Here is an 18,564-nt window from a genome sequence, read left to right as displayed (position 1 = left end):
CTCCACTCCTCACTCTGTATGTGCGCCACAGCTTACTTCAACTTATGCACGCTTATCAGGCCCGGCCATGCTCATTGACCCGGCAACCGCTCTACATACACTTATCGGCCATCACAGGAAAAGGAATAGTCCCGATGAAAGCTGTGCTCTGCAAAGCCTTTGGTCCCGCCGAGAACCTGGTGCTGGAAGATGTCGCGAGCCCCGTCGCGAAGAAAAATGAGGTCCTGCTGGACGTCCACGCTGCCGGGGTCAACTTTCCGGACACACTGATCATCGAGGGTAAATACCAATTCAAGCCGCCCTTCCCGTTCTCGCCCGGCGGCGAGGCGGCGGGCGTGATTGCTGCGGTGGGTGAAAAGGTCAGTGATTTAAAAGTCGGTGACCGGGTCATGGCCCTCACTGGCTGGGGAAGCTTTGCCGAGCAGGTCGCGGTGCCTGCTTACAACGTCCTGCCTATTCCCGAAGGCATGGACTTCAACACCGCCGCCGCTTTCAGCATGACCTATGGCACTTCAATGCACGCACTTAAACAACGCGCTAACTTGCAGCCGGGCGAAACGTTGTTGGTTTTAGGTGCTTCCGGCGGTGTAGGCCTGGCTGCCGTGGAAATCGGCAAAGCCATGGGCGCCCGCGTCATCGCCGCCGCCAGCAGCGCCGACAAGCTCGAAATCGCTAAAAATGCGGGCGCCGACGTACTGATCAACTACACCGAAACCAACCTCAAGGAAGAACTCAAACGCATCACCAACGGCAACGGCGTGGACGTCATTTACGACCCGGTCGGCGGCGACCTCTTCGACCTGGCCGTGCGCTCCATCGCATGGAACGGTCGACTGTTAGTGGTTGGATTTGCCAGTGGGCGCATTCCGGAACTACCAGTGAACCTGGCGCTGCTCAAAGGCGCTTCGGTGGTGGGCGTGTTCTGGGGATCTTTTGCGCAGCGGCAACCTCAGGACAATGCGGCGAACTTTGGGCAGTTGTTTAAGTGGTTTGCAGAAGGGAAGTTGAAGCCGTTGGTGTCCAAGGTTTATCCGCTGGATCAGGCGGGAGACGCGATAAATTCTTTGGGGATGAGGAAGGCGGTTGGCAAGGTTGTGGTGAGGGTTATTTAGTTATTATTAGTTAATTGAAAGCCTCACCATTTGGCGAGGCTTTTTATTATCGTCTAGCTTTGTGTTGATTAAGAAGTTACTCATTATCTAAAGAGACTATTTTTATACACAAATAGTTAAATCTGTAGCGCACGAATATGCCGTTGACGGATTGTAATATTTCCAGAATTTATATTATGTCGTCGCCATACAGCTAATAAGGAGAAACTGTATGAGTGACCAAGAAGGAAAAAGTATTCATGTCACACGTGGGATTCCAGTAGGGAAGGACTTACTACCAGACCTAGGCTCGTCCGACCAAACGCGGGGCGGTGCTGGATCGTCTCGCCAAAGTTGGAATATTGGCTTCGGAGGGGGAGGAAGTGGACGCGGCGAAGGCGCCCGCCCAGGAACGCTCTCTGGTTCCAAAAGACGTCGACTCCGCTTAGCGGACAAATTACGCCGGGAAAACGAGGCGCGGCAGCAACAACAAGATGCTATCCATCAAGCTGCGGCTCAGGCGCAGGCTGCTGCTCAAGCCGAGCAAGCGGCACAGGCGCGACGTGAAGCAGAGGCAAGATCCGCCGCTGAGTCACAGGCTCGGGCACATGCTGAAGCACAGGCGAGAGCTCACGCAGAAGCCCAAGCAAGGGCGGATGCAGAGGCTCAGGTCAGGGCCGCTGCCCAGGCTCAAGCTGAACGCGAACGCGTGCAAGCAGCTCATCGCCGAGCGGTGGATTCGCTTTCGCAAGCACAGCCCGCAGTACGAGCAGATCTTGAGCAGAAACACTCCAGTGCCAGAGCTGCATTGGCCGAACTTCTGCAATCACAAGTTCAAGCAGATGTACCAGTGCCTTCAGGCACCGGGCAGCAACTGCTCGAAGCTATTCTGAAAGAAAAGGCGCGGGTCAACTATCTGATTGCGCAAAAATCGGATTTGCGGGCGCAGAAAATACACAGTGCCAATTCATTTGCCGGAGCCGACCCGCGAGGCATTGACGCCGAACAATACAAGGCAATATTACTGTCCCGCAGCACGACCGCCGAACAGGCCTATCAAGTGCATACAGCGTGGACCGCAGCATATGACGATGCGCTGGATGTATTGTTACTCTCCGAGTCAGAAGAGTACCTTAATGAGAGGTCCGAATTACTTTCTAAATCCTATGCTGAGCAAGTATGGGCCATACAGAACGAGCTGAGTAATCAATCAAAAAACAGCGATGATCTTTCGATACGACAGGCTTCTGAATTAAGCCGGCTTTGGTCGATAGTTGCAGGTCCGAGCATCCCCACTCAGGAAGTTCCAACCGCTAGAGACAAAGCGACGGAGATCGCAAAAAAGCTATTCGTAAGGCAAGCGATGAAAACGTTCGCCAGAACGCTGCCGCACATCGCTTCGTTTTATCCTACGGAGTTGGGCAGTGGGGAGATGCCGCCAGCCGCCTTGGCAACTTCAGCTTCAGCATTGGGCATCCCCTCAGATGTAGATCTTGATTTCATAGCCAGTCGTGGCGGCACGATAGATGTCACCCATCGACTCAATTTCGAAGAGTCGGACGGCGAAGCCAAGGCTGTCTGGGCGGAAACCGACGGTGTAAATATTGGCACCAAGGTTCGCGTCCGTTCGCTTGTGTTCAACCCTGCTAGTAAGACATACGCATTCACTCGCGACGGTGAATCAGGCCCTTCTTTGGTCTGGACGCCTGCTATCACACCAGATAGCAGTTCTACATACTCACCGAGCGAAAGGCCGGTCCTTCCAGTCGATCCAGGGAAAAATGTATCCCCCGTATCAACTGAGTTAGGTGCATTCCCGACTTACGATCAAGTGGATTTCGATGACTACATCATCGTATTCCCGGCTGACTCGGGTCTTCCACGGGTATATGCGCTGTTTAAAAGCCCACGATACTTACCTGGCATCGTCAGCGGCGTGGGTGGAATCATTGATTCAGATTGGCAGGTGAGCGCGTCAAAAAACCTCGGGTCGCCTATACCTTCTGTCGTGGCCGATGCGTTGCGGGATCGACAGTACGCTGAGTTTAAAAATTTGAAGCGTGCTATCTGGCGGGAGATGTCCAAGCATCCAGAAATAATTAGCGGTATGAACGAAAGAAATATTGAGCTCATTAAGCAAGGCAAGGCGCCAATAGCCCCAAGGGATGAGCGAAAAGGGGGGCAGGATATGGTATGAAATCCATCACATCTGGCCTATCTCGCAAGGCGGAGACGTTTACGGCGTCGACAATCTGGGATTTAACAGCCCTGCTAACCACGATAAAATTCATGGTGAATTCCGTAATAAGGAGAGTCACTAATGCAAAGGTATCAGTCAATCGAAGACATTACTGAGCTGGAGTTTCTGGAACTCGTAAAAAAGATATGCAGCGCCGATTATCGTACGCAGCATCAACATGGTAAGGCAATTTTAGAGTTTGAAAGACTAGGTGAGCATCCCGACGGCTCAGACCTTATTTACTATCCGAAAAAGTCAGCGGATGACTCTCCTGAGGGAATTGTAAAGACAATCAAAGAGTGGCGCGCAGAAAACGGAAAGCCCGGATTTAAGCCCATGCCGTAATGATTGAAATTCTGCAAAATTAAATAATCACTAAAATTCGAAAGAACGACAAATAATGAGTAGCTACATAGCTTTTCTACAACAACTCCCCCATGCGCTTCAAAGCGAAATTGCAGCGCATTTAGGGGCTACGGCTGGTATGTCTGAACTTCAGATTGTAGGCAGATACCGAGACGTCGCCGGGCACTTGAGAGGCGTCAAGCTGGCGTCGCTTCCTGCCGCTTATGAAGGGTTCTCTCCACATTTGACTGTGGAAGATTTCAACTTCGTTGCCGGCGGGACGATCGATCCGACGTTAGTAGCCCCGAGCCTTGCACACATACGCCCCCAAATGCTCGCAAGTGAAGGCGCGTGGTTTTTGGAAAACTTCCTGAACCAGACGGCAGTCGTTCAGACTCAACTGGCGCAGGCCGCCCAACAACTGGCCCAGCGCCAATCGGAGGAAGCGGCGAGACAGCTGGCGCAACGCCAGGCAGCAGAAGCAGCGCAAAGGCTGGCCCAACAGCGGGCGGAAGAATCTGCTCGCCAATTGGCTCAGCGCCAGGCAGAAGAAGCGGCGCGTCAGTTGGCTCAGCGTCAGGCGGAAGAGGCTGCTCGTCTGGCCGCCCAGGCTGCTGCTCGTCAGTTCGCGGAGCAACAGGTGGAAGCGGCAGCATTGGCATTTGCTCAGCGCAAGGCTGAAGAAGATGCGTTGAAGGAATCCAGGCTGATACTTGAGTTGATGACTGCTCCAGCGCTATTCGACGCGCCAGTTGAGGCCGAAGCCGACATTGGACCACCTGTTCTGCGCGAAGCCATGCAAATTCGCTTCATCCCCGGCCCCGCTGCCACGGCAGAAATTGAACAAGCAACGGTAAAGCTGAAACACGGCATCGATGCGGCCGTGGATCAGTTTGCCGCTGAAATCGGCCCGTATTTGAAACCTTCGCAGGCGGCTAGCGAGTTATCTCCCAGTTCGTAAAACTCCCGAATAGCGAGTTTTCTTCAGCAAGTCCTGAATGCGAAAACGCAGACTTCAACGATGGAGTCTGCGTCGGGCTTGCACCTTGCCACCGGTGCGCGAGTCTTAACGAAAAAGAGGCCTATCGTCCCGATCACCGATCAGGCACCCGGCGCCCCTATCGCAAACCGGAGATCTTGCGGCAGATTATCGACATACCGAGATTCGGGCGCTTCTCTACAGGCTTTTACGAGCCCCTGAAGGGAAGCGTCAAAGTTTTCAAAGAGCACCACGCTGTCGTGATACGAAATACGCTCGGCCACCACGCCCTCGACAATGAGACTCCGGGTGATGTCCAGTGCCTGGGAGGCTAGTATCTGCCCTGCCGTTCTGGACCGGCTTCTATTTCTACCCCTATGTTCACTGTTAAAAGCTGCACATCTAAGCCCCATGAAACGCAGGCGAGTCCTCGCAGCAGTGTTTTTATCACCCAACGTATCGCCAAAGAAAATGTTCAGTTCTTGCCTGAGTGCTGGCGCAGTAGATTGATTTGAAGTCCAAGGTTTGAACCTCCAAAGTGCAACGGCCTGACGCACTGACCGTTCGAATTCAGGATGGGAGCTGTGCTCCACGTCAAGGTCGATGAGCTTTCCATCGCGGGTTACCCAGTACGTAATTCGTACCGACCCATACACCGGCTTGCGAAATGAGGCAGGAAACACAGGCGGCTCAAACCGCAAATATTCCAGCTCGGGCTCGTCAAAAATCTCATCGGCGAGGCCATCAAACGTACACAGCACGCACAAAGCAAACGCACATAACTTCCTACCTAACCTCACCATCGGCGCCCTCTTAGCTGTTGGCCGCGATGGTATGGCTTCACGCCAACAGCAATAACCTCCCTGCTTCCCGATCCCTTGTAGGACGCGTCCTGAATAAGCCGGTGCGGGCTACACATTCACGACATGTTCGTATTCCAACACGCCCCCCCCCGGCTTTGCGGCGTTTTATCCGATGAGAAGCCTTCCTATTTTCTGTAATGAAAATGTAATATTCGGATTCGCAGAACAAAACAAAAAAATGGAGAGACACGATGTTTGCCTTCTTCCGCCCTGCCGCACACCAGGCGCCCTTGCCTGAAGAACGCGTTGATAGCACCTACCGAAGGCTGCGCTGGCAGATCTTCGCTGGCATCTTTATTGGTTACGCTGGCTACTACCTGCTGCGTAAAAACTTTTCCCTGGCAATGCCGTACTTGATTGATGAGGGCTTCACGCGCGGCCAATTGGGCGTGGCCATGTCCGCAGTTGCGATTGCGTACGGGTTGTCGAAGTTTCTGATGGGCATCGTGTCCGACCGCTCGAACCCCCGTTACTTCCTCCCGTTCGGCCTCTTGGTCTCAGCGGCCGTGATGTTTGTGTTCGGGTTTTCGTCCTGGGCGACATCCAGCGTGACGATCATGTTTGTCCTGTTGTTCATCAACGGCTGGGCGCAAGGCATGGGCTGGCCGCCGAGTGGGCGGACGATGGTGCATTGGTGGTCGCAGAAAGAACGCGGCGGCGTGGTATCGGTGTGGAACGTTGCGCATAACGTCGGTGGCGGCTTGATCGGGCCGCTGTTCCTGCTCGGGCTGGGCTGGACGAATGACTGGCATGCGGCGTTCTACGTGCCTGCCGCAGTCGCTTTACTGGTGGCTATATTTGCATTCGTCACCATGCGTGACACGCCGCAATCGGTCGGTCTTCCGCCCGTTGAGGAGTACAAGAACGACTACCCGGAAGGCTACGATGCGAGCCATGAGGAAGAATTCAGCGCCAAGGAAATCTTCGTCAAATACGTGCTGCGCAACAAAATGCTCTGGTACATCGCACTCGCGAACGTGTTCGTTTATCTGCTGCGTTACGGCGTGCTGGACTGGGCGCCAACCTACTTGAAAGAAGCCAAGCACTTCACGGTCGACACCACGTCGTGGGCGTACTTTTTCTATGAGTGGGCGGGCATTCCGGGGACGCTCTTGTGCGGCTGGATGTCGGACAAGATCTTCCGGGGTAATCGCGGCCTGACGGGTATGGTCTTCATGTTCATGGTGACGATTGCGACGCTGGTCTATTGGCTCAATCCGCCGGGCAATCCGACTGTCGACATGATCGCGCTGGTGTCTATCGGCTTTCTGATCTATGGCCCAGTGATGCTGATCGGCCTGCAGGCGCTTGAGCTTGCACCGAAGAAAGCAGCGGGCACTGCGGCCGGCTTCACCGGCTTGTTTGGGTATCTGGGTGGTTCGGTCGCGGCAAGTGCGCTGATGGGCTACACGGTGGACCATTTCGGCTGGGACGGCGGTTTCATTCTACTGATCATCGCGTGCGTGCTGGCGATGGTGTTCCTGGCGCCGACGCTGTGGCACACGCAGGTCGCCAGCAAGAGCCGTGACATCGCCGCGTAGACCGGCGGTTGTACCAATCTGTAGGCGCGAATTCAATCGCGAGGCGTAGGAATGGATTCAACTCATGACGCCGTCTCGCGAACCAGCCCGCTCCTACACAAGCAACTCGCCCACCGACCCACAGCGCCTCAGCCTTGCCTCCAGATTCAAATCCGGCATGGCATGGGTGCGCAGTGCGTGAACGGTTTGTTCGACATAGTCGCGTGTGGTGCCATAGCGGCCGCTGGCGCTGGCGAGGACTTGTGTGAGCACGCTATCGGGAAGATTACCGGCGTAGCTGGGCAAGTGACGTTCGAGTACGAAACCCAAAGCCTGAACCTTGGTGCCATCGGCAAGACGGCAGTTGAGCCAGTGCGGTCGATACGACGGGAACGGCATCTCTCGTTGCCAAAGTGCCAACAGCGATTCTTCGAGATTGTCGTCAGGCAGACGATAGGCAAAACCGCTGCACGAGCCGCCTCGATCCAGCCCGAATACCAGGCCTGGCTGCTCCGGCGTGCCGCGGTGTTCGTGGGACCAGAGATACAAGCCGCGATGGTAGCCGTACACACGACCGCGTTGCCGCTCTATCGCGGTGCATTCCGGTCGCCAGATCAAAGAGCCGTAGGCAAACAACCAGACCGGCCCACCCCGGTGCCGGGTCATGGTCGCGTGCATGGAAGCCAGCAGCTGCTCGCGGGTCAGCTTCGGCCCCAAGTCTATGACCGGCGGGTAAGCCAGTCCCAGGCCATCATGAACGGCCGCCACCAAGCTGTTGATTTGATTCCCCATCTGCTCCCCCTCTGACCCATGCAGGCCAGCGCAACGCTCGACATCTTGCTGAACACTTCTAGAGCATGCCACGCAACACCGGATCAACACTCAGCACCGCTGCGGGCAGCATAACTCTCAGACAAAGCCCCAAACCTGCGAGTCACGCGACAAAAACCTTAATCCGTGATGGAGGCGATGCAATTAGCACTCCATCGACAGCGCCACTGGACGGCGTAGCGAAGATTGACCGTTTGTCTGGTCTTAGAACTGAAGAGGCAACACTACAGAAGCACGTCAGTGCCCGCAGGGGCACTAACGGACGAATTCAGCGTAGCGTGCGTGCAGCGCGCAAGCGTGAAGCCGGCTGGACGTCGGCTTGGGGATTCAGCAGAGCCTCGCTTATGAACGAGGCGCGTAGGCGAATACATCAGCGCGCATCTGATGCGCATCCATGCCAGCGTTGACGAGCGCATCAAGGGTCGCGTAAATCATCGTTGGCGAGCCACTGCCATAGACGTGAATGGCTTTCAGGTCGCTGATGTCTTCACACACGGCCTCGTGCAGCAGGCCGCAGCGCCCTTCCCATCCACACAAATCGCTGACAACTTTGTGCAGTTGCAGATTTGGCAGCTTTTTCCACTCATCCCAGTGCCGGATTTCGTAGAAGTCTTCAGGACGGCGCACGCCCCAATACAGGTGCACCGGATGTGCAAAACCCTTGGCGCGACAATGCTCGATCAAGCTGTGCATTTGCGCCATCCCAGTCCCGGCAGCGATCAACACCAGCGGGCCATCAGGCAACTCTGCGAGGTGGGTGTCGCCGAACGGCAAGGAGATTTGCGCCATGCCGTCACGTTGCAGTTGAGCGATGAGATTCTGTGCGCTGCTTTCACGTGCCAACACGTGCATCTCAAGGTCGCGTCCGGATTCGGGCGCGGAGGCCATCGAGAACGCAGACTTTTCGCCATCGTCGCGACTGATCATCAGGTACTGACCGGCGTGATAACGCGGCGGCTTGCCTGCTGGCGCGCGCAGTGTCACGCGATAAACGTCACCGCCGACCTCTGCGCACTCGACAACCTGGCACGCCAATTTGCGCACCGGTAGTTCACCGAGCGCCAACACGCCATCCCACATCACTACGCAATCTTCGAGCGGCACGGCTATACAGGCATATATTTCGCCATGGTCATGCACGACATCTTCTTGCGTAACGCTGCCTTCGACCAATATCGCCGAACAGATGTGACAATTACCGTTGCGACAGCTATTGGGGCATTCATAGCCCAAACGCTGAGCCGCTTCCAGGATTCGCTCACCGGGCAACATCTCAAGCACTGCGCCCGAAGGCTGCAAGGTTACGCGCATCAATCTATTCCTAATTGGTTCCAGATGTCGTCGATCCGGCGAGTGACGGCTTCGTCCTTGACGATGGCGCGCCCCCACTCTCGAGTGGTCTCGCCCGGCCATTTGTTGGTGGCATCCAGGCCCATTTTTGAACCCAGTCCGGAGACTGGCGAAGCGAAATCGAGGTAGTCGATCGGGGTGTTATCGATCATCACCGTATCGCGCTTCGGGTCCATGCGCGTAGTAATCGCCCAGACCACGTCATTCCAGTCCCGGGCGTTGATATCGTCGTCAGTGACGATAACGAATTTGGTGTACATGAACTGTCGCAGAAACGACCACACACCTAACATGACGCGTTTGGCGTGACCCGGATACTGCTTTTTAATCGTCACGATGGCCATGCGGTATGAGCAGCCTTCCGGCGGCAGATAGAAATCAGTGATTTCCGGGAACTGCTTTTGGAGGATCGGGACGAACACTTCGTTCAATGCCACACCCAGAATCGCTGGCTCATCAGGCGGACGGCCGGTGTAGGTACTGTGGTAAATCGGCTTGATGCGATGGGTGATGCGCTCGACGGTAAAGACCGGGAAGCTGTCGACCTCGTTGTAATAGCCTGTGTGATCGCCGTAAGGGCCTTCGTCGGCCATTTCGCCCGGATGAATCACGCCCTCAAGCACGATTTCCGCGCTGGCCGGGACTTGCAGGTCGTTGCCACGGCATTTGATCAACTCGGTGCGGTTACCACGCAGCAAGCCCGCGAAAGCGTATTCGGACAGGCTATCGGGCACAGGTGTCACCGCGCCGAGAATGGTGGCAGGGTCAGCGCCCAGCGCCACCGAAACCGGGAAAGGCTTACCGGGATGCTTGTCGCGCCACTCTTTAAAATCCAGCGCGCCGCCGCGGTGGCTCAACCAACGCATGATGACCTTGTTCCGGCCGATCACTTGCTGGCGATAAATGCCCAGGTTCTGGCGCTCTTTGTTGGGACCCCGTGTGACGGTCAGACCCCAGGTAATCAGCGGGCCGACATCGCCGGGCCAGCAGGTCTGGACGGGCAACATGCCAAGGTCAACGTCGTCGCCTTCGATCACGATCTCCTGACAAGCTGCGTCCTTGACCACTTTCGGGGCCATGGCAATCACTTTTCGGAAGATCGGCAGCTTGGACCAAGCGTCTTTCAGGCCTTTTGGCGGCTCGGGCTCTTTGAGAAAAGCCAGCAGCTTTCCGATTTCACGCAGCTCGCTGACCGCTTCTGCGCCCATACCCATCGCCACGCGCTCCGGCGTGCCGAACAGATTGCCGAGCACCGGGATGTCGTAGCCGGTCGGGTTTTCGAACAACAGGGCCGGGCCCTTGCTGCGCAAGGTCCGGTCGCAGATTTCGGTCATTTCCAAGACAGGGGAAATGGGAACCTGGATGCGTTTCAACTCTCCGCGCTGCTCAAGCTGCTGCACGAAATCCCGTAGATCCTTGAATTTCATTAACCCGGCCACTTAACAAATAGACGCACATCCTACCTGCTCTGAGGATTAACAGCAGCCCAGAAACGCGTATTTACCCGAGTTATCGAGCGCTTTCACTCAGGAAAATCGGCGCCAGCAATGGCTTCATTCGTTCACCGCCCTGATCAGAGAGATGGTTTTCGTCCATGTACTGAGAAAAGCCATCGAACTCGGCCCGACAGATGCCGGCGACACACATCAGCGGTGCAGGATCGACCACATGCACCTGCGGATCTGCAGCGCTCAACTGATCGAATAGCGCATTCAGAAATCGCTGGCGCGCGTAATGATCGGCAATGGGCCGTCCGACTTTTTCAGCCGAACGGCCAATCATCGCCAGACTGCTAAGCCGCGCGACCGTGCCTTGGCGCTGAAGCGGTACTTCTTTGAAAATCCAGACATGAGCACCTGTGGCTCGAAGGCTGGCGACCATATGGGTCAGATCGTGGGCCATCTTTTGCTCGGCGACAGCACGGCTGTCCTTGCGATAAAGCACATGCTGCCAGTCGCCATCCTCTTCGCCGTACAGATACAGGCTCCAGCGCGCGGCAAGAACGACGTCACGAATGTGTTGCTGGCTGACCATGTGCAGCATCTGCTGATTGAAGTCTTTGCATTGCTGACGCAGGTCGGGGCTAAACGTTGGTACACAGCCGGACAGACTCGCCAGCCAGACGGGCATCGAAAACTGTTGCGCATCATCCTTGATCGCCGGCATCAATGCTGCGGCATGGCTGTCTCCCCACACCAGTCGGGACGGCGGCATCGCCGGATCTGCGCCAAACCGACACACCTTGCTCAGGTCCGGACTGTTGCGCTGCAGCAGGCAGTCCATCTGGCCCATCTACCACTCCCGCGCCTGCGCATATTGCATCGCCTGCCCCGATAACCGGCTCGGCACGCCATCGGCCGATCGAATTGCCTGACCGGCCAGTGCGATGACAAGCATGGAGACCAGCCCTCCCACCAGCACAGGTTTGCGCCCCGACAGCCAACGTTTCTCACGAAATGGCAGCTCGACAAAGCGCCAGCTCAGCCAGCCCAGCGCGACGCTGAGCGCAACCCACATCAACGCCTCGCGAGCCTGCATACCGTCCACCGACGCGGCATTGGCGTAGACAAAAATGGGCCAGTGCCACAGGTACAGCGAGTAGGAAATCAGACCCACGCCCACCATCGGACGTGTGCTCAATAAACGCCCAACCAGGGTCGGCGTCTGACCATTGGCCCAGAGCATCGCGGTTGCTCCCAGCACCGGCATCAGCGCCGCCCAACCAGGGAACTGCGTCGTCCGGTCAAACGTGAGGATTGCAAACAGCACCATCGCCAGGCCGGCAAGGCTGACGGCCTGATAAATCGCCGGGGCAAATGAGCGCTTTGACACTGGAAGCACGGCCAGCATAGCGCCACACAGCAGCTCCCACGCCCGCATTGGCAGCAGAAAAAACGCAGCGTCCGGCTCGCGCTCGATCATCCAGACATTGAGGGAGAACGACACCAGCAACAGGCCAGCCAGCATCAACCGCCAGTGACGCAAATAGCGGGTCAGAAGAACCATCAGCAGCGGAAAGAAGATGTAGTACTGCTCTTCCACCGACAGTGACCATGTATGCAGCAACGGTTTGAAGTCAGACGCAGGGTTGAAGTAACCGTCCTGGCGCATGAACAGGATATTGGAGATGAACATCGCCTGGTAACGCACTGCGCGGCCCAGTTGCGAATAGTCGCTGGCTGGCATGATGAACCAGCCGACCGCCAGCGTGGCGAGCAAGACGACACTCAGCGCCGGCATGATTCGACGGGCGCGACGTGCCCAGAAGTCAGCGAAGCTGAATCGCCCGGCGTTGATTTCACGGAAGATGATGGAAGTGATCAGATAACCGGAGATCACAAAAAACACATCTACACCGACGAACCCTCCGCTTAGACCCAGACCGAAGTGGAAGAGTACAACCGGAATAACAGCCAGAGCCCGCAAGCCGTCGATGTCTCGACGATTAACGAAGGTGTGCATGACGCTCCTTGTCGCGCTTTTATCAAAAGCGCCTGAAAAAAAATGGTGTCCCAAGGGACACCATTCGTTTTTAGCAGTTCAGCCTTTTTGTTTGAGCGTCTTATTTACGCTTCATCGACAGGAAGAACTCATCGTTTGTCTTGGTCTGTTTCAGCTTGTCGATCAAGAACTCGATGGCAGCGACTTCATCCATAGGATGCAGCAGCTTGCGCAGAATCCACATACGTTGCAGCTCGTCGTCAGCCGTCAGCAACTCTTCACGGCGTGTGCCGGAACGGTTGATGTTGATGGCTGGGAAGACGCGCTTCTCTGCGATCTTGCGATCCAGAGGCAGCTCCATGTTGCCGGTGCCTTTGAATTCTTCGTAGATCACTTCATCCATCTTCGAGCCGGTTTCAACCAGCGCGGTAGCGATGATGGTCAGCGAACCGCCTTCTTCGATGTTGCGCGCAGCACCGAAGAAACGCTTTGGCTTCTCAAGCGCATGGGCATCCACACCACCGGTCAACACCTTGCCGGAGCTTGGGATGACAGTGTTGTAGGCGCGAGCCAGACGGGTGATGGAGTCAAGCAGGATGACCACGTCTTTCTTGTGCTCGACAAGGCGCTTGGCCTTCTCGATCACCATTTCGGCGACCTGCACGTGACGAGTTGGTGGCTCATCGAAGGTGGAAGCAACTACTTCGCCGCGCACGGTGCGCTGCATTTCGGTTACTTCTTCCGGACGCTCGTCGATCAGCAGAACGATCAGGTGCACTTCCGGGTTGTTACGCGTGATGTTCGACGCGATGTTCTGCAGCATGATGGTCTTGCCCGCTTTTGGCGGTGCAACGATCAGGCCGCGTTGACCTTTACCGATGGGCGCACACAGGTCGATGACTCGGCCGGTAAGGTCTTCGGTAGAGCCGTTACCGGCTTCCATCTTCATGCGGATGGTCGGGAACAACGGCGTCAGGTTTTCGAAAAGAATCTTGTTCTTCGCGTTCTCTGGACGGTCGTAGTTGATCGTGTCGACCTTGAGCAGCGCGAAATAACGCTCGCCTTCTTTTGGCGGGCGAATCTTGCCGACGATGGTGTCGCCGGTACGCAAGTTGAAGCGGCGGATCTGGCTGGGCGAGACATAGATGTCATCAGGGCCCGCAAGATACGAAGCGTCAGCCGAGCGCAGGAATCCGAAGCCGTCCTGGAGGATCTCCAGCACGCCGTCACCGGAGATTTCCTCGCCGCTTTTAGCGTGCTTCTTCAGCAGGGAGAAGATCACATCCTGCTTGCGCGAACGGGCCATATTTTCTATGCCCATCTGTTCGGCCATTTCGAGCAGATCGGTAATAGGCTTTTGCTTGAGTTCAGTCAGGTTCATATAGGAATGACGTAATCATGTATGGAGGGGGAAATTAAGCTTTGGGCTTAATGAGGCCGCGCCGCAGAGAAGGCGACAGGATCGCGTAGTAAATCGAAAGGAGAGCGTCGGCGACGGCTAGCAGGGGGCAACGGAGAAGCCGTTGCGGGGCCGAATGTACCACCTGATTTTCCAAGCGTCTAGTACGTCGACCAAAAAAAACCCCGCGATTTGCGGGGCTTTAGAGCCATCAGATGTTAGCGTCGAGGAACGCTTGCAACTGAGACTTGGAGAGCGCGCCGACCTTGGTCGCCGCCACTTCACCGTCCTTGAACAGCATCAGGGTCGGAATACCGCGAACGCCGTGCTTGGCTGGCGTTTCCTTGTTTTCGTCGATGTTCAGCTTGGCAATGGTCAGCTTGCCTTCGTAGGTGCCAGCGATGTCGTCCAGAACTGGAGCAATCATCTTGCACGGGCCACACCATTCAGCCCAGTAATCCACCAGAACAGGACCGGAGGCTTTGAGCACGTCGGCTTCGAAGCTTGCGTCGCTAACGTGTTTGATAAGTTCGCTACTCATGAGAGTCTCTCCGAGGTCGTAGGCAAAAAAACGTGTTCCATCATAGCGGCACAGCGCCGTGACAGGAAGCCAGGGGTGATTGTCTCTTGCTATGACCGCGTATTAGCGAGGTAATTGAAGGGAAATTCAGCCCGACGGCGCAACAAATACGATCCCGGTCCGCAGTGCTGCGCCCCGTATGTGCTCCTGCATGGCTTTTTGCGCCGGCCCCGATGCATTGCGCGCCAGTGCCCGCAGGATCTTGCGATGCTCCTGCCAGGTTTCCATGGCCCTGCCGGGGCGAATGAACGGCAGTTTCTGGCTCTCAAGGAAGATGTCAGCGCTGGCAGTAATAATGCTGAGAATCGCCTGGTTGCCACTGGCGACGAGAATGCGGCGATGAAAATCAAAGTCCAACCGCGCAGCGCAATCGAAATCACCGGCACGCAACTCAAGGCGCATCGATTCGACGTTGTCCTCCAGGCGGTCACGCTCTTCAGCCGTCATTGTCACTGCCGCGAGCCCCGCCGCAAAGCCTTCGAGGGCGTAGCGCAGCTGAAATGTCTCAGTCGGCGAGGCAGTCGCTGCGAAAGGCCAGGAAAACCCCCCAGTGCTCTGTTGTGGTTCAGAAATAGCTTGAACGAACACGCCTTTGCCAGGCTGCACGCTGACAACCCCCAGCGCACTCAATGAGGACAATGCCTCACGCAGCGAAGCGCGACTGACGCCAAGGCGCAACGCAAGGTCCCGCTGTGAAGGCAGGCTGTCGCCGGGTGCATAGCCTTGCTCGGCGATCAGTTTTCGGATCGCCTGAAAGGCCGCTTCGGGTACTGCGATAGGGCTCGGATGCATGACAGCTCAGGCATATTTCTCGTCGAAAAACCTCTTGTATAACCATCTCGCCAATAGAGCAAGTGACGCCCAAGCCAGGTGCGTCCTGGCTTTCAGCCGCTCCAAAGGAGGGCGAAGAAACCTGCAACTGTTCAGACCAGTAAGACCAAATCCACGCTATAGCCCGCAATACCCGGTGCTGTGGGGGTGCTGGCATGGGCTGTGCACTGATGGCTTGAGAACTGTCCATCTTTCGTCCCGGAGACGTCACATGACCAAGCGTTCCAGCGCTCTGCTTGCCGCCCTGTTTGCCAGCCTGATGCTCACCCAAGCTCCCGCCCATGCCAACGGCCTTGATGACGTGACCGCACGCGGCACCTTGAAAGTCGCTGTACCACAGGACTTCCCACCATTTGGTTCGGTCGGCCCAGACATGAAACCGCGTGGTCTGGACATCGACACTGCACAACTGATTGCCAACCAGCTGAAGGTCAAGCTAGAGCTGACGCCGGTCAATAGCACCAACCGCATTCCGTACCTGACCACTGGCAAAGTCGACCTGGTGATCTCCAGCCTCGGCAAAAACCCGGACCGTGAGAAAGTCATTGATTTCTCCAGTGCGTACGCCCCGTTCTATCTGGCTGTGTTTGGCCCGCCTGATGCAGCCATCAACAGCCTGGACGACCTCAAAGGCAAAACCATCAGCGTGACCCGTGGCGCCATCGAGGACATCGAGCTGACCAAAGTCGCCCCACCTGAAGTGACCATCAAGCGCTTCGAAGACAACAACTCGACCATCGCTGCCTATCTGGCGGGCCAGACTGACCTGATTGCCAGCGGCAACGTGGTCATGGTCGCTATCAGCGAGAAGAATCCCAAGCGTATCCCGGCGCTGAAAGTGAAACTCAAGGACTCCCCGGTCTACGTCGGCGTGAACAAAGGGCAACCTGAACTGTTGGCCAAAGTGAATGAAATCATCGAAGCCGGGAAGAAAGACGGCGTCCTTGAAAAGAACTCCCAGACCTGGCTCAAGCAACCTCTGCCTGCCGATCTTTGATCGCTGCGCTTTACTTACAGCATCTGATCCGGGGCTTTTAAATGGCTTATCAGTTCGACTTCATACCGGTCCTGCAAAACGCTGATCTTCTGTTGCGCGGGGCCTTGTTCACGCTGGAACTGACCGCGATAGGGACACTGCTCGGGGTTAGCCTGGGCATCGTCGGCGCCATCGTCAGGGCCTGGAAAATCCAGCCGTTCTCGGCCATTTTCGGGGTTTATGTCGAGCTGATACGCAACACACCGTTTCTGGTGCAGTTGTTCTTTATCTTCTTCGGCCTACCGTCGCTGGGTATCCAGATTTCCGAATGGCAGGCTGCGATCCTGGCCATGGTGATCAACCTGGGCGCCTACTCCACGGAAATCATCCGGGCGGGCATCCAGGCGATTTCCCCCGGACAGATCGAGGCGTCGGCCGCCTTGGCGATGACGCGCTACGAGACCTTCCGTCATGTGGTGCTGGTCCCGGCGCTGGGCAAAGTCTGGCCGGCGCTCAGCAGCCAGATCATCATCGTGATGCTTGGCTCGGCAGTGTGTTCGCAGATCGCGACCGAGGAGTTGAGCTTCGCGGCCAACTTCATTCAGTCACGTAACTTCCGCGCGTTCGAGACCTACATCGTTACCACGCTGATTTACCTGTGCATGGCGCTGCTGATTCGCCAGTTGCTCGGCTGGATCGGGCGTCGCTATATCGCAAGGAGCCGCTGATGGATTTCACGCTATGGGACATCGTGCGCAATTTGCTGATCGGCCTGCAATGGACGCTGGCACTGTCGCTGGTGGCGTTCATCGGTGGCGGGATCATCGGCTTGCTGGTGATGACGATGCGTATCTCAGACACGTCTGCGTTTCGCACCCTTGCGCGCTGCCACATCGAGCTGTTTCAAGGTACGCCGCTGTTGATGCAGCTGTTTCTGGTGTTCTTCGGCGTTGCGCTGCTGGGCGTTGATATTTCGCCCTGGGTCGCAGCGGCGCTGGCGCTGACGCTGTTTACCAGCGCTTACCTGGCTGAAATCTGGCGCGGCTGTGTCGAATCGATTTCCAAAGGGCAGTGGGAAGCGTCGGCAAGCCTTGCACTGACGCCCCTTGAGCAGTTGCGCTACGTCATCCTGCCGCAGGCGTTGCGCATTGCAGTGGCGCCCACCGTGGGGTTCTCGGTGCAAGTGGTCAAAGGTACAGCGGTGACGTCGATCATCGGCTTTACCGAACTGACCAAAACCGGCGGCATGCTCGCCAACGCCACGTTTCAACCTTTTATGGTCTACGGCTTCGTTGCCTTGGGCTACTTCATGCTTTGCTACCCGCTGTCGCTCAGCGCTCGCTACCTGGAAAGGAGACTTCATGCCTCTGCTTAGAATTTCCGCGCTGCATAAGTACTACGGCGATCATCACGTCCTTAAAGGCATCGATCTGACCGTCGAGGAGGGCCAGGTCGTGGCTATCATCGGCCGTAGCGGCTCGGGCAAAAGCACCCTGTTGCGCACGCTCAACGGCCTTGAGTCGATCAACGATGGCGTAATCGAAGTTGATGGCGAGTACCTCGACGCCGCACGCGCTGACTTGCGCTCGTTGCGTCAGAAAGTCGGGATGGTGTTTCAGCAGTTCAACCTGTTCGCGCACCTGACGGTTGGCGAAAACGTGATGCTCGCCCCGCAAGTGGTGAAGAAGGTGTCGAAGGCCCAAGCGGCCAAGCTTGCGCGAGAGATGCTCGAACGCGTGGGGCTGGGTGAGAAATTCGATGCGTTCCCTGACCGATTGTCAGGCGGACAGCAGCAGCGCGTGGCCATTGCCCGTGCGCTGGCCATGTCGCCTAAAGTGCTGCTGTGCGATGAAATTACTTCGGCACTCGACCCGGAGCTGGTCAATGAAGTGCTCAGCGTGGTGCGTCAACTCGCCAAAGACGGCATGACCTTGATCATGGTGACCCACGAAATGCGCTTCGCCCGGGAAGTCGGTGACAAGCTGGTTTTCATGCATCAGGGAAAGGTGCATGAGGTGGGTGACCCAAAAATCCTGATGGCCAACCCAAGAACGCCAGAGCTGGCGAATTTCATTGGATCGGTCGAACAGGGCGCCTAGCATTGCTCTGTAGATTCCAC

The 18,564-nt window shown here is 56.5% G+C and carries 17 protein-coding genes and 1 pseudogene; 10 read left to right on the top strand and 8 right to left on the bottom strand.

Translation table 11 applies throughout. From position 1 onward, the window contains the following. The first annotated feature begins 134 nt into the window (after positions 1 to 134). The 5 genes from OYW20_RS01610 to OYW20_RS01595 all read left to right on the top strand — a co-directional run bounded on the left by OYW20_RS01610 (position 135) and on the right by OYW20_RS01595 (position 4,636). On the top strand, positions 135 to 1,112 hold the full coding sequence (locus OYW20_RS01610; RefSeq protein ID WP_268798994.1) for an NADPH:quinone oxidoreductase family protein: 978 nt from the start codon (positions 135 to 137) through the stop codon (positions 1,110 to 1,112). A gap of 211 nt (positions 1,113 to 1,323) precedes the next feature. Next, positions 1,324 to 3,288 carry an S-type pyocin domain-containing protein gene (locus tag OYW20_RS01605; protein WP_268798993.1) on the top strand — a complete coding sequence of 655 codons (1,965 nt, stop codon included), beginning with the start codon at positions 1,324 to 1,326 and terminating at the stop codon, positions 3,286 to 3,288. Beyond that, positions 3,257 to 3,412 (top strand): hypothetical protein, encoded by a 156-nt coding sequence (locus OYW20_RS26060; protein WP_408005451.1) that lies wholly within the window; start codon positions 3,257 to 3,259, stop codon positions 3,410 to 3,412. The genes OYW20_RS01605 and OYW20_RS26060 overlap by 32 nt, the downstream gene beginning before the upstream one ends. Beyond that, complete coding sequence (locus OYW20_RS01600) at positions 3,412 to 3,675, top strand: bacteriocin immunity protein (RefSeq protein ID WP_268798992.1); 264 nt, start codon at positions 3,412 to 3,414, stop codon at positions 3,673 to 3,675. The genes OYW20_RS26060 and OYW20_RS01600 overlap by 1 nt, the downstream gene beginning before the upstream one ends. A 55-nt stretch (positions 3,676 to 3,730) precedes the next feature. Continuing rightward, the gene (locus OYW20_RS01595) at positions 3,731 to 4,636 is read left to right on the top strand and encodes a hypothetical protein (RefSeq protein WP_268798991.1); all 906 of its coding nucleotides are present in this window, start codon (positions 3,731 to 3,733) and stop codon (positions 4,634 to 4,636) included. Between the two features lie 140 nt (positions 4,637 to 4,776). On the opposite strand, the gene OYW20_RS01590 is transcribed toward OYW20_RS01595, so the two are convergent. After that, positions 4,777 to 5,457 (bottom strand): energy transducer TonB family protein, encoded by a 681-nt coding sequence (locus OYW20_RS01590; protein WP_268798990.1) that lies wholly within the window; start codon positions 5,455 to 5,457, stop codon positions 4,777 to 4,779. Between the two features lie 251 nt (positions 5,458 to 5,708). Between OYW20_RS01590 and glpT the strand changes: the two genes are divergently transcribed. Continuing rightward, complete coding sequence (gene glpT / locus OYW20_RS01585) at positions 5,709 to 7,058, top strand: glycerol-3-phosphate transporter (RefSeq protein ID WP_268798989.1); 1,350 nt, start codon at positions 5,709 to 5,711, stop codon at positions 7,056 to 7,058. Between the two features lie 93 nt (positions 7,059 to 7,151). Here glpT and OYW20_RS01580 read toward each other — a convergent pair whose 3' ends face one another. The 7 genes and pseudogenes from OYW20_RS01580 to OYW20_RS01550 all read right to left on the bottom strand — a co-directional run bounded on the left by OYW20_RS01580 (position 7,152) and on the right by OYW20_RS01550 (position 15,430). Further along, on the bottom strand, positions 7,152 to 7,829 hold the full coding sequence (locus OYW20_RS01580; RefSeq protein WP_268798988.1) for a gamma-glutamylcyclotransferase: 678 nt from the start codon (positions 7,827 to 7,829) through the stop codon (positions 7,152 to 7,154). A 381-nt stretch (positions 7,830 to 8,210) separates the two neighbouring features. After that, positions 8,211 to 9,179 carry a CDP-6-deoxy-delta-3,4-glucoseen reductase gene (locus OYW20_RS01575; protein ID WP_268798987.1) on the bottom strand — a complete coding sequence of 323 codons (969 nt, stop codon included), beginning with the start codon at positions 9,177 to 9,179 and terminating at the stop codon, positions 8,211 to 8,213. Next, positions 9,179 to 10,645: a 4-hydroxy-3-polyprenylbenzoate decarboxylase gene (gene ubiD / locus OYW20_RS01570; protein ID WP_268798986.1), complete on the bottom strand. Its 1,467-nt coding sequence runs from the start codon at positions 10,643 to 10,645 to the stop codon at positions 9,179 to 9,181. Before ubiD ends, OYW20_RS01575 begins: the two co-directional genes overlap by 1 nt. An 82-nt stretch (positions 10,646 to 10,727) precedes the next feature. After that, positions 10,728 to 12,680 (bottom strand): annotated as a pseudogene (locus tag OYW20_RS01565) (acyltransferase family protein). Between the two features lie 100 nt (positions 12,681 to 12,780). Then, the gene (gene rho, locus OYW20_RS01560; protein WP_032625122.1) at positions 12,781 to 14,040 is read right to left on the bottom strand and encodes a transcription termination factor Rho; all 1,260 of its coding nucleotides are present in this window, start codon (positions 14,038 to 14,040) and stop codon (positions 12,781 to 12,783) included. Positions 14,041 to 14,269: 229 nt separating this feature from the next. Then, the gene (gene trxA / locus OYW20_RS01555; protein ID WP_268798985.1) at positions 14,270 to 14,599 is read right to left on the bottom strand and encodes a thioredoxin TrxA; all 330 of its coding nucleotides are present in this window, start codon (positions 14,597 to 14,599) and stop codon (positions 14,270 to 14,272) included. Positions 14,600 to 14,725: 126 nt separating this feature from the next. Then, complete coding sequence (locus OYW20_RS01550; RefSeq protein ID WP_268798984.1) at positions 14,726 to 15,430, bottom strand: FadR/GntR family transcriptional regulator; 705 nt, start codon at positions 15,428 to 15,430, stop codon at positions 14,726 to 14,728. A gap of 250 nt (positions 15,431 to 15,680) precedes the next feature. Here OYW20_RS01550 and OYW20_RS01545 point away from each other — a divergent pair, with 250 nt between their 5' ends. From OYW20_RS01545 to OYW20_RS01530, 4 genes are read left to right on the top strand one after another with little or no spacing between them, the layout of a single operon-like run. Then, complete coding sequence (locus OYW20_RS01545; protein WP_268798983.1) at positions 15,681 to 16,466, top strand: transporter substrate-binding domain-containing protein; 786 nt, start codon at positions 15,681 to 15,683, stop codon at positions 16,464 to 16,466. A gap of 41 nt (positions 16,467 to 16,507) precedes the next feature. Next, a complete protein-coding gene (locus OYW20_RS01540) occupies positions 16,508 to 17,173 on the top strand; it encodes an amino acid ABC transporter permease (protein ID WP_268798982.1) in 666 nt (221 codons plus the stop codon). Beyond that, positions 17,170 to 17,820 (top strand): amino acid ABC transporter permease, encoded by a 651-nt coding sequence (locus OYW20_RS01535; RefSeq protein ID WP_268801250.1) that lies wholly within the window; start codon positions 17,170 to 17,172, stop codon positions 17,818 to 17,820. The genes OYW20_RS01540 and OYW20_RS01535 overlap by 4 nt, the downstream gene beginning before the upstream one ends. Continuing rightward, a complete protein-coding gene (locus OYW20_RS01530) occupies positions 17,807 to 18,544 on the top strand; it encodes an amino acid ABC transporter ATP-binding protein (RefSeq protein WP_268798981.1) in 738 nt (245 codons plus the stop codon). The genes OYW20_RS01535 and OYW20_RS01530 overlap by 14 nt, the downstream gene beginning before the upstream one ends. Positions 18,545 to 18,564: the final 20 nt, after the last annotated feature.

The sequence above is a fragment of the Pseudomonas sp. BSw22131 genome (genome assembly GCF_026810445.1).
GTDB classification, from domain to species: domain Bacteria; phylum Pseudomonadota; class Gammaproteobacteria; order Pseudomonadales; family Pseudomonadaceae; genus Aquipseudomonas; species Aquipseudomonas huanghezhanensis.
This window is presented reverse-complemented; position numbering and strand designations above follow the sequence as displayed.